This window comes from Rhodococcus sp. NPDC127593, from assembly GCF_042671975.1.
In the GTDB taxonomy this organism is placed as follows: Bacteria; Actinomycetota; Actinomycetes; order Mycobacteriales; family Mycobacteriaceae; genus Rhodococcus_F.
This window is the reverse complement of record NZ_JBHXWI010000035.1, coordinates 100,992-113,791: the sequence shown is the minus strand read 5'-3', so window position 1 is coordinate 113,791 and position 12,800 is coordinate 100,992. Positions and strand designations below refer to the sequence as shown.

Genomic DNA, 12,800 nt, shown 5'->3' with positions numbered 1-12,800 from the left:
TGCTTCTCGGTCAACACCTGATATCGATCCATCACCTCTGTCACAGCAAACATGTTGCCGCACGACACCCCAAATCATTGGGAGACACGCCCTAGTACACTGTCGCGGCTAAGTATTGGGATATAGATGGCGGAGCTTGATGCGGGCGTCGTCGGTGGTGAAGTGCCACTGGACCTGACGTTGATCGGCGTTGGTCTGTCGCAACCTTCCCGCCGCATTACGTCAACAAGCTCAATGGCGCGGACCTCGAACTTGAACTGCGCAAGTTGCGGCGCGTGCTCTACGTGGCTGGCTCGAGAGCACGCGAGAGGTTAGCGGTCCTGTGGACAAAAAAGTTGTCCACACTCATCTGCACCTCCCCATAGGCGGATTCCGGACTGCGTCGGACGCGGCGAACGCGGATGTTACGAGGAATGCAAAGGAGCGACGCCGTGTGTCGCCCTGGGACCAGTCTGCCCACCGACCCGTTGGCGCCGTCGAGCGGCATCACGGCACCGATGGTCTTTGCGAGAACAAGCGCGCAGCGCCCGGGCCGACAGCTTGTGCGACGCCGGCTTCGGCGAACGCTCTGGGAGCCGCCTCCCGCGGCGACAACAGCGCCACCACAGAACCGAGCAGGAGTTGACACCGGCAGAACTGACCGCATAACCACCCACGAGGAGTCACGCGCCACTTCGAACACCACCTCACGGGACTTGGCCTTCGCGGTTGAGGGTGATGCCCTGTCCGGTGTTCTCCGACATCGCGACGGCGCACATGGGCTGTTCGATGAGTCCAATCGAACCTATACTTCTGGTGAACATCTTCGTCTTTCGCGGTGATCTACCACGGCGCACCCAATTGGGCAGCAGTGGACGGTGTCGTCGCCCTCTACCCCACCAGCGGAAACCTCTCGGTTGGTCGAGGCGGATGTGCATGTTTTCGCGGCCGGTCACGGTGCCGGTGTAGTCGGCGGCATCGGGATTGTTGAACGGCGGGGCGTGCGCCGATCCGAAAGTGTTGCCGAGTTCCTGGAATACACTCTTGGACCCGCCGGCGAGCTCGTAGAGGCGGCCGAGGGTTAGGTCGATGCCGTTGGCGACGCCCGCGGGGCCGTCGGTCATCCTGGCGAAGCCGCCCTTCTTCGGTTGGGATGTTGCGCCTCGACCAGTCGAGGTCAACTCGGATCGCACCTTGTCCCTCACCCGACCTCGCCAGGCTGACCGACGGCGCGGCCTCCGTCCCCGAAGAACCATTAATTGCTGCGCAATATCATGTGGCGGTGGCTAGGGCCTTCGCCGATTCCATACGCTGGGTGATGGCGAAGGCGAGAGACGCTGGCTGCCATCGCATTGTCGACACCGGACGTCGTTCCACGCCGAATGAATGAAGCGGACGACTCCATCTAATCCGTCCCTCCAGTTTCACGCACTTCATTACTTAGCCACCAAAGAAGAGATGAGAGCGCCGGTCCCCGTACCGTTCGATGTGGGAGGCTCTGGCGAGCATTCCGCCATCGGCCTCCCGGCATTCGCCAGGTGAGTAAGCGATGTTGTACCGCATTACTTGTGCCCACAAAGGCCGCCAATGTGTCACCTGTCCCCGAAGCGCGGCGCCCAGAACGGCAGGTTGCGGAAGTAGTCGATGTCCTGGCCTTGATCGTCGAACGCGAAGGCGATGAGGTCGTCCCACTCGGGTCGCACGTTGCGGCCGACCGGCCACACCGTGTCCTGGCTGGTGTACAAGTAGTACCGCCTCGGCGTGGGAGCCGCGTCTTCCCAATCCACGGCGACCGAGTAACCATCGCCAGGGTTGCCGGTGACGACACCGCGAAGATGGAAGTCCATCACCGACACTGAATTGTCTCGGCGGTCGAACGGCACGTCGTCCGTCACGTTCTTCCGCGTCCGCACGACGATTCGTTCGCCCACCCGCATGTCGACGACCTTGGGCTCGTACCGAGGATCGGGATCCATCCGCCACTCGCCGGACGCCAGAAAGTCCTTCACCTGGTTGCGGCCCGACCGCTTGCTGCCGCATCCCACGATCCAGTAGCACTCGTCGTCACCGAGCTGAGCGACGTCGCCGGACTCCGTGTGCGACGCGCTCTCCTGGGCGATCTCCGCCCCGTCATTCGTGGGCAGTTCGTGAGGCCTTACGGGTGAGGTGTGGACTGAAGGCGTATCGGACGCTGCGGGAGTGGCGGGGCGGGGGTACTCGGGATAGACGAGTTGTACGACCTGCGGGCAGTGATACCTGGTGTAAACGCAAAAGTGCTTGCGCATAACATCCAACACCAACCTCGCCGCGGCGGCAGTGACCTGTGGATCCGCGAGGAGTTGTTCCAGCTCTGTGAGTCCGCGGATCTGCAATCGCACCATGTCGCTACCCGCATCGTCGTAGCGGACCGTCCTGATGCTTAACTTGGGGTGACGCCGCCGGAGCCCCCACCTGGCTCGCGTGTTCGGGAACAACACGCTTTCACGAACATTGACGAACCCGAAGAGTTCGCCGGGAACCCGCTTGTCTTCGTGGACAACGAAGGTTTCCATTTTCCCGACATTGACGCAGAACCGACGGGGCGAGTGCGTGCCCGCGAACGTTCCCGCACTGACACCCCAGTACTGGAATTCGGTTGCGCGAGGGACGGGTACGCACGACTCCAGGTACGTTCGCAATACCCCGGTGACCGCCGTCGAATGTGGTGCGTCCGTGTAGCGCCGAGCAGCTGTCGAGTAACGAATCTCCTGCTCGGGGATTGCCTTCAACGGAGTCTGATCCCCACCGTTGTACTCACCAGGGTTCAGAATCCAGCGGGCCTGTTCCTCGTCGGACAGCAACTCGTCGAGGGCATCGCGTCCCGCTGTGGTGCTGGCGTTGAGAACGTTGCGAAGCCGGACTTTCTTGCTCTCGAGTTCGTGCGTGAGGAATCGCTCGTACTTCTTGAGCTCCTGCTTGGATGCCGTCTCCGGGAGGAGGCGTACTGAGGCGATCTCCGACCCCCACTTGGCCGCATGACCTCCCATGCGTGAGCGAAGGTCGACGGATTCGCCGACGTAGTACGTGTCGTTGTCGAAGCGGAGGAGGTAGTAGCCGCTCTGACGGGGACCGTTCGCCGGTAATGCCGTCGACCGGACGTCGCCGAAGGGAACCTCGGGAAGGAACCCACGCTTGTCTGCCCAGGCCGCTGCCGCATCCGTGTTGCTCATGCCGAAAACATTAGAGCCATGGCGGAGACGGATCTGTCGGCTGATCGATGCAATTTCTCCGCGTCAGTCGGGGCGATGCTGGACGGTGCAACTCACCGCGAGGGCTGTCTCCGTCAGTTGATCTTGTGGTCGGTCCGCGCGCTGCACACAGGCGGGTGACCACGTGGTCCGCTACGTGGTCACCCAGTCGGGTAATGCGGCGAGCGGGAAGCTCGCCCGCTCACCCGGGCGAGTTCGGCCCGAAGGGGGTCGGGGTGGGGACGCGCAATCCGCCGACGTCGACGCCGCTCGGTCCGGCCTGCACACCGGGGACCGAGAGGGGGCCGACGGCCGCGCCGCCGATGTTCGCGGAGAAGCTGGGGTCGGGAGCGATGGCGCTACCGCCATTCGACTGCGCGGACGCGATGCCGGCACCCGCGGCGAAAACGAACGCTGCGGCGAGGAACGTGGTGGCGGTGCGATTCATGAGCGTGGTGTAAGTGGACATCAGGAGGCCTTTCGGGGATGGGTTCAGCGGGGAAGTCGCAGCGAAGGGCCGGCATTGGTGGGCAACCACAGGCCGGCCCCTCGCGTGCGATCAGCAGAAAACGCCGTTGAAGCAAAAGCTGCTGTTGCCGCCGTTGCCCGCATTCTGGGAGCCCTGGCTGTTTCCGTTGCCGATCTGAGCGCCGCCGACATTTGAGTTGAACCACCCACCGGGACCTCCGGGGCCGGCGGAGGCGACGCCCGACCCGGCGGCGAGGGCGAAACCCGAGATGGCGAGAGCGGCCACCGTGAGCTTGAAGGTGTCGACATCTGAATCTCCTTGTTGAGAGAGGGTTTTGCTGACAACAAGAAGCATGCCGGGCACGCGCCATCGGCGGTATTAACCCCAGGAGGGAACCTGATCACCACCCGGGAAGGGCCCCGCCGCGACCGGACCGTGCAGCCCGGTCGCCGCGGTCACGTGCTCACCGACCGGTGAGCGCCCGGGCCTGATCGGTCAAAGCGACTGTCGCCGCGCGCAACTGGTCGACGGAGTCGAGTGGCTCTGCGTATCCGACCCGGGTCACGGCCACGCCGCGGGGCGTGGTGACGCGCAGGTCCAGTCCGTAGCGATCGGCTCCCTCGCAGGTGACCGTTTTCGCGTCGGGGAAGCCGCCCAGCGCTTGGGCCATCGCGCGCAGGGCGTCCGCGTGGTCGGCGTTGAGGTGCTCGATCGCCGGGCCGGCATGCGGGGTGACGGGGTCTGCTGTCGCGGCGGCGTAGGACTCTTCGCTCGCCGAGTCCATTCGGCCGTATCCGCCGACCCACCGCACACGCTGCACCCGCAGGACCCAGAGCGAGAAGTCGCTGAAGTCGATGTAGACGTGTGCCGCCGGAATGGCCGCCAGGTGTGCCTCGCGCGCGGCGGCGAGTTCGTCGCCTTCCGGGCGGTAGACGTACCCGGCGAGGGTGATGCGGGTGCTGGCCAGCGGATCGGCGGGCGGGTTCGGTGCGACGATCGCGATGCTGGCGCGGGGATCGTGCGCGAGGTTGCGGCCGTGCTCCGCCATCTGCGACACACACAGCACGGGGGAGCCGTCGAGCAGACCGTAGGTGACGAACGACGCCCACGGGTCGCCGTCCCTGGTCAAGGTCGCGAGGGTGCCCACATTGGTCGTGGCCGCGACCGTCCGGGCCTCCTCTGCAGCGGACGGGCGGGCCGGGTTGGCGACCTCCTCCAACGGCGGCGGCACGGTTGGGGCATCACCGGGATCTCCGTGATCTACGTTCGTCATTCGTTGAACGGTACCCCGCCGGAAATTGCCGGTGGCATTGCCGTCGACCTGCGCTTACCGTTGAACTGAGGGCTCGATCGCCGAGTGGCTATGCGAGTGCGACCGGGTCCTCGCGAAGTGTGATCGTGGGTGATGCGAGATGACCGCGTTGGGCGTGCTGGCGCTGGTGCTGGGTGTGCTGTTGATCGTCGTCGAGGCACACGCACCGACCGCGGGTGTGCTCGGCGGGCTCGGGGCACTGTTCGTCGGGGCCGGGGTGTGGCTGCTGTTCACGTCCAGCGACACCGCGCAGATGATCGCCATCCCCGCAGCCGCGGGAGTCGCGGTGGTCGGTGTGGGTCTCGCCGTGGTCGGCGGCCGGAAGGCGCTCGCCGCCGGGCACGCGCCCGTGCGCACCGGAATGCAATCCCTCATCGGATCCGACGCCACCGTCCGCAACTGGAAAGGACGGCAAGGTCAGGTCGAGGCCGCCGGAAGCCTGTGGAAGGCGCAGACCCTGTTCGGGGACGACGAGACGCCGACCGCGGGCGATTGCGTCGTCGTCGAGCAGATCCGCGGACTCACCCTCACCGTGCGCCGCCGCGAACCTTGGGAGCTGCCGTTATGACCACCATCATCGTCATCCTGTGCGTCGTCATCACCCTCCTCGCCGTCCTGGCGAGCAGCTCGATCCGGGTGCTGCGTGAGTACGAGCGGGCCGTCGTGTTCCGGCTGGGCCGGCTGGTCGATCTGAAGGGGCCGGGGCTGGTGCTGCTGATCCCGGCGATCGACCGGATGGAACGGGTCAGCCTGCGGACGGTGACCTTGAAGATCCCCGTCCAGGAAGTGATCACCCACGACAACGTGCCGGCCAAGGTCACCGCCGTCGCCTACTTCCGGGTGGTCGACGCCGACCGGGCGATCGTCGAGGTCGAGGACTTCCTGGCCGCCACCCTGCAGATCGCCCAGACGACCCTGCGCTCGATCCTCGGCAAGGCCGACCTCGACTCACTCCTCGGCGAGCGGGAACGCCTCAACGAGGACCTGCAGAAGGTCATCGATCAGCAGACCGAACCGTGGGGCGTGAAGGTCACCACCGTCGAGATCAAGGACGTCGAGATCCCCGCCAACATGCAACGGGCCATCGCCCGGCAGGCCGAGGCCGAGCGGGAGCGTCGCGCCAAGATCATCAACGCCGAAGCCGAGTTCCAGGCCTCCGCGAAACTCGCCGAGGCCGCTGACGTCATCAGCCGCAACCCGACCACCCTGCAGCTGCGTTACCTGCAGACCCTGAGCGCCATGGGCGGCGAGAACAACTCCACCGTCGTCTTCCCGATGCCGCTCGACCTGGTCCGCCCGTTCCTCACCGCGGCCAAGGACTCGGCAGCGACGGACGACGGCGACGAGCGCGCCCGGTTCGAGGCCCAGGCCAACCTCGCCGCGATGATCCCGCCCGCCGGCCCGGAGGCGCGCGCACCGCACCACGCACGAAACTGACGTCGTGCCCCACCGTTCACCCTCCGGCCACCGCGCGTGCCCCGGGAGGTGACCGGAGTGCGCTTGGCTAGGGTGGACACACAGTGGCGTCCACCCGGGCACCTGCCCCCGTCGGGGCGAGCGGAAGCGAGAGACCGATGAGCGGCACAGAGGCAGCCGACATACGGACGGCCGAGTATCCGCGACCGTCGCATTTCGTGCTGCACCTCAGCGACACCCATCTCGTCGACGACGACCTGCTGTACGGGGCCGTCGACAGCGAGGCCACCCTGCGGCAGATCTTCACCGAGATCGAGTCGTCGCACGCCCGCCCGGACGCGCTGGTGTTCACCGGCGACCTCACCGACCGGGGTCAGCCGGGGGCCTACGAGAAGCTGCGGGCGATCGTCGAACCGGTCGCGGCGTCGCTCGGTGCGCAGGTGATCTGGGCGATGGGCAACCACGACGACCGCGGCCACTTCAGGACGGAACTGCTCGGGCAGGAACCGTCGTACGAGCCGATCGATCACGTCTACGACGTCGACGGGCTGCGCATCGTCACCCTCGACACGACAGTCCCCGGACATCACCACGGGGAGATCTCCGAGAGCCAATTGATCTGGCTGGCACAGCAGCTCGCGGTTCCGGCACCCCACGGGACGATCCTGGCGCTGCATCATCCGCCGGTGCCGTGCGTGCTCGACCTGGCGGTGCTGGTGGAACTGCGTGATCAGCCGCGCCTCGCCGACGTGCTCCGCGGCAGCGACGTCCGGTCGATCCTCGCGGGACATCTGCACTACTCGACGACGGCGACGTTCGCGGGCATCCCCGTCTCCGTCGCGTCGGCCACCTGCTACACCCAGGACCTCAACGTCCCGGCCGGAGCGCTGCGTGGACGCGACGGCGCCCAGGGCTACAACCTCGTGCACGTGTACCCGGAGACGATCGTGCATTCGGTGGTCCCGATGGGCAGCTACGACACCGTCGGCGAATACGTCACCGCCGAGGAAACCGAGCAGCGGCTCGCGGCCGAGGGCGTGCGGATCCCGGACACCGGGGAGCGGGCCGTGAAGCCCGTCCGGGTGTGATCAGCCCCTGCGCGGGAACTTCTCCCGGTACGCCATGACGTCGGAGAGCCGGAACCGGCGGTGGGTGCCGCGCATCTCGAGGGGCAGTGCGTTCGTGTCGGCGAGCCGGCGCACATAGGTGTCGGAGACGCCGAGGATCTCCGCGGCCTGCGACGTGGTGAGCAGGTCCGCCACCGCGCCCAGTGCCACACTCTGACCATTCGCGAGGAGCGTGAGCAGTTCGATCACGGCGTCGCGCGCCGGGTCGGGCAGCACCATTCCGTCGAGCGTGACGACCGGAGACGCAGCGAGGGCGGTCCCGAGTTCGGCGGCGACCTTCGGGCCGAGCGCGGAAACGATGTGGTCGATGCTCATGGGTCCACGATCTCATGAGCCCGGACGGGCGACGCCTCGGAGCGGTAGCATTTTCAGATGGACGAGTTGCACGACCCTGACGCCTTCGAACTCGCGCGTGCCGACCAGATCGACGTGACGCCGGAGATCGACGAGATCGGTGAGCTGCTGCGCAAGTCCGGCCGTAAACACGCGGTCGACGACGAGGACGAGCCCTGGCGGCACGGATACCCGTACGACACGAAGATGACGCGCCGGCAGTACGAGAACCGGAAGCGGAAGCTGCAGATCGAACTGCTCAAGTTCCAGGCGTGGGTCAAGGAGCACGGCGAGAAGATGGTCATCATCTTCGAGGGCCGGGACGCGGCCGGCAAGGGTGGCGCCATCAAGCGGTTCACCGAACACCTCAACCCTCGTGGCGCGCGGGTGGTGGCGCTGGAGAAGCCCACCGAACGCGAACGCACCCAGTGGTACTTCCAGCGGTACGTGCAGCACCTGCCGGCGGGCGGGGAGATCGTGATGATGGACCGCTCCTGGTACAACCGGGCCGGCGTCGAACGCGTCATGGGCTACTGCACCCCCAACGAGTACCTGGAGTTCACCCGGTCTGCGCCGGAGTTCGAGCGGATGCTCGTGCAGTCGGGCATCCACATCGTGAAGTTCTGGTTCTCGGTGGGCCGGGAGGAGCAGCACGCCCGGTTCGTCTCCCGCAGCACCGACCCCGTCAAGCAGTGGAAGCTCTCACCCACCGACCTCGCGAGCCTCGACAAGTGGGATGCCTACACCGAGGCCAAAGAGGCCATGCTGTTCTACACCGACACCCCGCACGCGCCGTGGACGGTCGTGAAATCGAACGACAAGAAGCGGGCCCGCCTCGAGGCGATTCGCTGGATCCTCGACCGGTTCGACTACACCGGCAAGGACGATCGCGTCGTCGGCAAGCCTGACTCTCTCCTCATCGGTTCTCCCGCAACGGTCTACGACGAGGGCGAGCGCCCCGCCGATTCGTTCCCCGCCATCTGATCAGAGCCCGGTCTCCCACGGTGCCGGGATCGGGAAGTAGTTCTCCAGGAACTGCGTCACCTTTTTGGTCCGCAACTCCAGGTCGATCTCGGGTGCGCTGCCGTCGTTGAGGCAGAAGAAGTCCATCGACCGCTTCGCGAGCAGCGAGTCCATGTCGCGGAGCCCCGACTTCATGGTGGTGTCGACGTACTTCACCCGCGCCGCCGTCTGCACCACTGCGCGACCACTCATCAACGCGTAGTAGTGATACAGCGAGTTCGTCACCGAGATGTTGGAGCTGGCGCGGAAAGTGCTTGCGGCCGTGGCGGCGAACTCGTCGGGGAACTCCTTCTCCATCTCCTCCATCACGCTCTTGCGGAGCGGGGTGGCGGCGTGTTCGAGGTGCCGGGTGGTCATCAGCCCGAAGCGGTCCTGCAGGAGCCGGCGGTTCACGCGGGCCGCATTCTCGAAGCCGCTGCGCTCGTCGTCGTTGTGGCCCAACCCGATTCGGGTGGTCGCCTCGATGAACATGGTGATCCCGCCGGGGGAGAAGAACATCTGCGGACCCACCGAGCGACCGAAGAACATGTCGTCGTTGGAGTACAGGAAATGTTCGGCGAGGCCGGGGATGTGGTGCAGCTGGCTCTCGACGGCCTGCGAGTTGTGGGTGGGCAGCACCGACGGGTCGGCGAAGAACTCCTCGCTCGGCATGAACGTGACCCGCGGGTCGTCGGCGAGCCACGCGGGACGGTCGGAGTCGGTGGCGACGAAGATGCGTCGGATCCACGGCGCATACATGTGCACCGAGCGGAGGGCGTACTTGAGTTCGTCGATCTGCCGGAACCGGGCGGCGGAGTCGTCACCCTCGCCGACGACGTAGTTCTGCATCCGCTTGGCGCGCTGCGCCTGGAACTCCGCGGACGATCCGTCCACCCAGGAGAACACCAGGTCGACGTCGAAATTGATGTCCGACGCGTGGTCGGCGAACATGTTCTCGATGGTGGGCCACACCCGTCCGAACCGCTCGACGGTGCCGCGGACAGCCTCCTCCGAGCGCACCACCCGGCGGGTCAGCGAGTTCTCCATCGGCAGCACGATCTCGTCGTCGCTGATGGACCACAGCTCGATCTGCACCCCCGTCGACGCCCCATAACTCAGGCCGCTCGCCAGGTGCACGCGCGGACGGAACAGCCGGAAGATGCGGGCCTTCGACGTCGCGGACAGGCTGCCGTCGGAGACCAGGACCGCCGGCCCCTTGGCGTCGACGGTCTTGGAATAGAACGGACGATCCTCACACGCGGCGACCAGGGCGCCGCGCAACGCCTTGCGCTGCGCCCAGTTGACCGCGATGACCGGGCGTTCGTCGTTGCCCCGCACCAGCAGATACTCGACCCCGGCGCCGTCGAGGACGTCGCGGACGAACAGCAGGTCCTCGACCATCGCCTCGTGCGGCGTGGTGTGCGTGATCGGCAGCGCGAAGCGGCCCTTGAACCGGACCACGTCGGAGCGGTCGCGCAATCTCGACGCCGCAGCGGCGGAGGCGTGGGCGACGGCGTCCGCGGTCTCCTGCTCCGGGGGTACGAAGTAGACGTCATGCGGAGCGGAGGATTGCGTAATGTCGGGCCTTTCGGTGGTTGTCGCGAGTGCGATCGTGCCCAGTCTAGGCGCTCCGGTGCGGCTACCGCTGCGAGGAAGCGTCCGACGCGAAGTCCCACGTCGGACGGTTCCCGGCCAGAATCTGTTAGGAAGGACAGATGGCCGAGAGCACCGGGGACATCGATGCACCGAAACGGGATACCTGTCAGGCTTTCGAGGACGTCGTCGCGCTCCTGAACTATCCGATGTTCGTGGTGACCACGCGGTCGGACGACGAGATGTCGGGGTGCCTCGTCGGGTTCGCGTCGCAGGTCAGCATCAACCCGCCGCGCTTCCTGGTCGGACTGTCCAACAAGAATCACACCTTCTCGGTCGCCTCGCACGCGGAGCGTTTGGCGGTTCACCTTCTCACCCGTGACCACGTCGCTCTCGCGACGCTCTTCGGCGAGCAGACCGGGGACGAGATCGACAAGTTCGCCCGATGCGACTGGCATCCCGGCCCCCACGGGCTGCCGATCCTGGACGATTCACCGGCGTGGTTCAGCGGCCGAATCCTCGAACGACTCGAACTGGGTGACCACGTCGCGTTCCTCCTCGCCCCGGAGACCGGATCCGCCCCGGACGACCTCGGGCAGCTGGTCACCTTCTCGGACGTGCGCGATCTCGAACCCGGGCACGAGGCGTGATGCCGCAGATGCGCAAGCTGAGCAGCGGTGCCGACGAGGTGCCGGCGGAACAGTTCTACCGCGACCCACCGGACGGGGTGCGGGTGAACATGGTTGCCAGCCTGGACGGTGCGGCCGCCTTCGGTGGACGCGTCCGACCCCTGTCCGACCCGGTGGATCACCAACTCCTGCGCGCGATGCGTGCGTATGCCGACGTGGTGCTGGTCGGGGCCGGCACCGTCCGCGCCGAGACGTACGGACCGGTGCGGTTGACGGAAGAACAGGCTCGTTATCGACTCGACCGGTGGGGACTCGACGCACCACCACCGATCGCCGTCGTCACACGAACGGGCAATCTGCCGCCCGATTCACCATTGTTCGCCGGTCGTGTCAGGCCGATCGTCATCACCACACGACGAGTCGCGGAAGCCCGTGGGGCAGCCCTCGGGGAAGCGGCGGACATCGTCGTTGCCGGTGACGGCAGCGTCGAGATGCCCGCCCTCATCGCCGCTCTGCGGGAGCGCGGGCTCGGCCGAATCCTGTGCGAGGGCGGCCCCACCCTCCTCCACGATCTCGTCACACACGATCTGGTCGACGAGATGTGCCTGACCCTCGCCCCACGACTGGCCGGTCCGCAAACACTGCCCGCATCGTCCGGTCCGACAGTGCAAGCGCCGCGCACACTTTCACTCGAACATGCTCTGACGAACGACGACTTTCTCTACCTGCGCTACGGCCGGAAAACGCAGTGCGACTGACGCACTGCCGTCAGTCCAGGACGGTGAAGAACGAGTCGCCGTCCTCCGCCGACCCGTCGATCTGCCCCCGGTCGGTGCGCGAGTCCTGCACGATGACGCCTTCGACCACGTCGGCGTGCTTGGTTCCGAACACCGGAATGTCGATCTCCTCGTCGTCGATGACCCGGTCGACGTCCTCGGTCAGCTGGTCGTCGGGGAGATCCGCCAACGACACCTCGCTCTGCTCCTCGAGCATCACATCGGGCTCTTCCTCGGACAACTTCTCGTCGAGGGACTCACCCTCCCGCTCCTCGCGCGCCGTGGTGCCGAACTTGTCGGCCTCACTCCACCCGTCGGGCGGATCGACGACGTCATCGCCGTCGTTGTTGCGCACGTCGTCGGAGTCCAGGCTCTCGCTGGGGCTCAGCGTGTCACCGGGCCCGTCTTCGATACTCATACGCATCAAATGCCCAGATCAGGCGTCGTTGAAACTTCGATCGATCGAGGTCAGGCGACGGCCGGAGCGCTCCGCAACGTCTCGAGCGCCGCGATCTGCGCCGCCGACCATTGCGTCGAGTTCACCCGACTCGAATCGAGGTGCACGAGTACGACGGTCAGCTCCGCGGCCTGCACGCCGTCCTGGTGGATGGTGATCAGGAAAGTCAGCGAGGTGGTGCCGATCCGGTCCAGGGTGACGACGACGTCCGCGTCGCCGGTGAACAGTTCGCGCCCGAAGTTGCTGACGACGTTGACGACGGCGATCTGGGTGACCGGGTCGAGCAGGTCACCGCACGACTCGACGAGCGCCCGGCTCCACGCCGCGCCCGCCGCCTCGTGCGCGCAGTAGAACGGCACATGGCGGCTCACCGACGCCGGTGCGTCCGGCCGGGCGTTGTTCCGCAGGGCAATCGTGTAACGAGGCATGGATCGGACATTACTTGCTGTCCGGACGCACTTGCTTTCCGGGCGCGCAGAG

14 protein-coding genes and 1 pseudogene are annotated in these 12,800 nt (G+C 66.3%); 7 read left to right on the top strand and 8 right to left on the bottom strand.

The genetic code is table 11. The features are described from left to right. Positions 1-811: 811 nt before the first annotated feature. A pseudogene (locus tag ACFVJ3_RS29750) lies at positions 812-886 on the top strand (tellurium resistance protein); the annotation flags it as partial. A gap of 685 nt (positions 887-1,571) precedes the next feature. Here the strand turns inward: ACFVJ3_RS29750 and ACFVJ3_RS29745 are convergent. The 4 genes from ACFVJ3_RS29745 to ACFVJ3_RS29730 form a co-directional block, all read right to left on the bottom strand. Beyond that, complete coding sequence (locus ACFVJ3_RS29745; protein ID WP_378455478.1) at positions 1,572-3,188, bottom strand: GIY-YIG nuclease family protein; 1,617 nt, start codon at positions 3,186-3,188, stop codon at positions 1,572-1,574. Positions 3,189-3,408: 220 nt separating this feature from the next. Next, positions 3,409-3,675, bottom strand: a complete 267-nt coding sequence (locus tag ACFVJ3_RS29740; protein ID WP_378455477.1) for a hypothetical protein — start codon at positions 3,673-3,675, stop codon at positions 3,409-3,411. A 90-nt stretch (positions 3,676-3,765) separates the two neighbouring features. Continuing rightward, positions 3,766-4,038: a hypothetical protein gene (locus tag ACFVJ3_RS29735; protein WP_378455476.1), complete on the bottom strand. Its 273-nt coding sequence runs from the start codon at positions 4,036-4,038 to the stop codon at positions 3,766-3,768. A gap of 100 nt (positions 4,039-4,138) precedes the next feature. Continuing rightward, on the bottom strand, positions 4,139-4,948 hold the full coding sequence (locus tag ACFVJ3_RS29730) for a HugZ family protein (RefSeq protein WP_378455475.1): 810 nt from the start codon (positions 4,946-4,948) through the stop codon (positions 4,139-4,141). A 139-nt stretch (positions 4,949-5,087) separates the two neighbouring features. On the opposite strand from ACFVJ3_RS29730, the gene ACFVJ3_RS29725 reads away from it, so the two are divergent. The 3 genes from ACFVJ3_RS29725 (at position 5,088) to ACFVJ3_RS29715 (ending at position 7,491) form a co-directional block, all read left to right on the top strand. Beyond that, positions 5,088-5,555, top strand: coding sequence for an NfeD family protein (locus ACFVJ3_RS29725; protein ID WP_378455474.1), 468 nt, complete (start codon positions 5,088-5,090; stop codon positions 5,553-5,555). Further along, a complete protein-coding gene (locus tag ACFVJ3_RS29720) occupies positions 5,552-6,424 on the top strand; it encodes a slipin family protein (protein ID WP_378455473.1) in 873 nt (290 codons plus the stop codon). The genes ACFVJ3_RS29725 and ACFVJ3_RS29720 overlap by 4 nt, the downstream gene beginning before the upstream one ends. A 137-nt stretch (positions 6,425-6,561) precedes the next feature. Then, positions 6,562-7,491, top strand: a complete 930-nt coding sequence (locus ACFVJ3_RS29715; protein WP_378455472.1) for a phosphodiesterase — start codon at positions 6,562-6,564, stop codon at positions 7,489-7,491. On the opposite strand, the gene ACFVJ3_RS29710 is transcribed toward ACFVJ3_RS29715, so the two are convergent. Next, entirely contained in the window at positions 7,492-7,845 is a 354-nt protein-coding gene (locus ACFVJ3_RS29710; RefSeq protein WP_378455471.1) for a helix-turn-helix domain-containing protein, read from the bottom strand. 57 nt (positions 7,846-7,902) lie between these two features. On the opposite strand from ACFVJ3_RS29710, the gene ppk2 reads away from it, so the two are divergent. Further along, complete coding sequence (gene ppk2 / locus ACFVJ3_RS29705) at positions 7,903-8,847, top strand: polyphosphate kinase 2 (protein WP_378455470.1); 945 nt, start codon at positions 7,903-7,905, stop codon at positions 8,845-8,847. Here ppk2 and ACFVJ3_RS29700 read toward each other — a convergent pair whose 3' ends face one another. Beyond that, positions 8,848-10,344 carry a stealth family protein gene (locus ACFVJ3_RS29700; protein ID WP_378455469.1) on the bottom strand — a complete coding sequence of 499 codons (1,497 nt, stop codon included), beginning with the start codon at positions 10,342-10,344 and terminating at the stop codon, positions 8,848-8,850. It lies immediately after the preceding gene. A 236-nt stretch (positions 10,345-10,580) separates the two neighbouring features. Here ACFVJ3_RS29700 and ACFVJ3_RS29695 point away from each other — a divergent pair, with 236 nt between their 5' ends. Together ACFVJ3_RS29695 and ACFVJ3_RS29690 are read left to right on the top strand one after the other, a co-directional pair. Beyond that, positions 10,581-11,108 carry a flavin reductase family protein gene (locus ACFVJ3_RS29695; protein ID WP_378455468.1) on the top strand — a complete coding sequence of 176 codons (528 nt, stop codon included), beginning with the start codon at positions 10,581-10,583 and terminating at the stop codon, positions 11,106-11,108. Then, positions 11,108-11,845 (top strand): pyrimidine reductase family protein, encoded by a 738-nt coding sequence (locus ACFVJ3_RS29690; protein ID WP_378455467.1) that lies wholly within the window; start codon positions 11,108-11,110, stop codon positions 11,843-11,845. The genes ACFVJ3_RS29695 and ACFVJ3_RS29690 overlap by 1 nt, the downstream gene beginning before the upstream one ends. 10 nt (positions 11,846-11,855) lie before the next feature. On the opposite strand, the gene ACFVJ3_RS29685 is transcribed toward ACFVJ3_RS29690, so the two are convergent. Together ACFVJ3_RS29685 and ACFVJ3_RS29680 are read right to left on the bottom strand one after the other, a co-directional pair. After that, a complete protein-coding gene (locus ACFVJ3_RS29685) occupies positions 11,856-12,287 on the bottom strand; it encodes a hypothetical protein (protein ID WP_378455466.1) in 432 nt (143 codons plus the stop codon). A 44-nt stretch (positions 12,288-12,331) separates the two neighbouring features. Further along, positions 12,332-12,748, bottom strand: a complete 417-nt coding sequence (locus tag ACFVJ3_RS29680) for an acyl-CoA thioesterase (RefSeq protein WP_378455465.1) — start codon at positions 12,746-12,748, stop codon at positions 12,332-12,334. Positions 12,749-12,800 lie beyond the last annotated feature (52 nt).

Bases quoted from the DNA above. Each gene is read 5' to 3' on its own strand.
- ACFVJ3_RS29745 (WP_378455478.1), bottom strand. From the start codon at position 3,188: ATGAGCAACACGGATGCGGCAGCGGCCTGGGCAGACAAGCGTGGGTTC.
- ACFVJ3_RS29740 (WP_378455477.1), bottom strand. From the start codon at position 3,675: ATGTCCACTTACACCACGCTCATGAATCGCACCGCCACCACGTTCCTC.
- ACFVJ3_RS29730 (WP_378455475.1), bottom strand. From the start codon at position 4,948: ATGACGAACGTAGATCACGGAGATCCCGGTGATGCCCCAACCGTGCCG.
- ACFVJ3_RS29725 (WP_378455474.1), top strand. From the start codon at position 5,088: ATGACCGCGTTGGGCGTGCTGGCGCTGGTGCTGGGTGTGCTGTTGATC.
- ACFVJ3_RS29720 (WP_378455473.1), top strand. From the start codon at position 5,552: ATGACCACCATCATCGTCATCCTGTGCGTCGTCATCACCCTCCTCGCC.
- ACFVJ3_RS29715 (WP_378455472.1), top strand. From the start codon at position 6,562: ATGAGCGGCACAGAGGCAGCCGACATACGGACGGCCGAGTATCCGCGA.
- ACFVJ3_RS29710 (WP_378455471.1), bottom strand. From the start codon at position 7,845: ATGAGCATCGACCACATCGTTTCCGCGCTCGGCCCGAAGGTCGCCGCC.
- ppk2 (WP_378455470.1), top strand. From the start codon at position 7,903: ATGGACGAGTTGCACGACCCTGACGCCTTCGAACTCGCGCGTGCCGAC.
- ACFVJ3_RS29695 (WP_378455468.1), top strand. From the start codon at position 10,581: ATGGCCGAGAGCACCGGGGACATCGATGCACCGAAACGGGATACCTGT.
- ACFVJ3_RS29690 (WP_378455467.1), top strand. From the start codon at position 11,108: ATGCCGCAGATGCGCAAGCTGAGCAGCGGTGCCGACGAGGTGCCGGCG.
- ACFVJ3_RS29685 (WP_378455466.1), bottom strand. From the start codon at position 12,287: ATGCGTATGAGTATCGAAGACGGGCCCGGTGACACGCTGAGCCCCAGC.
- ACFVJ3_RS29680 (WP_378455465.1), bottom strand. From the start codon at position 12,748: ATGCCTCGTTACACGATTGCCCTGCGGAACAACGCCCGGCCGGACGCA.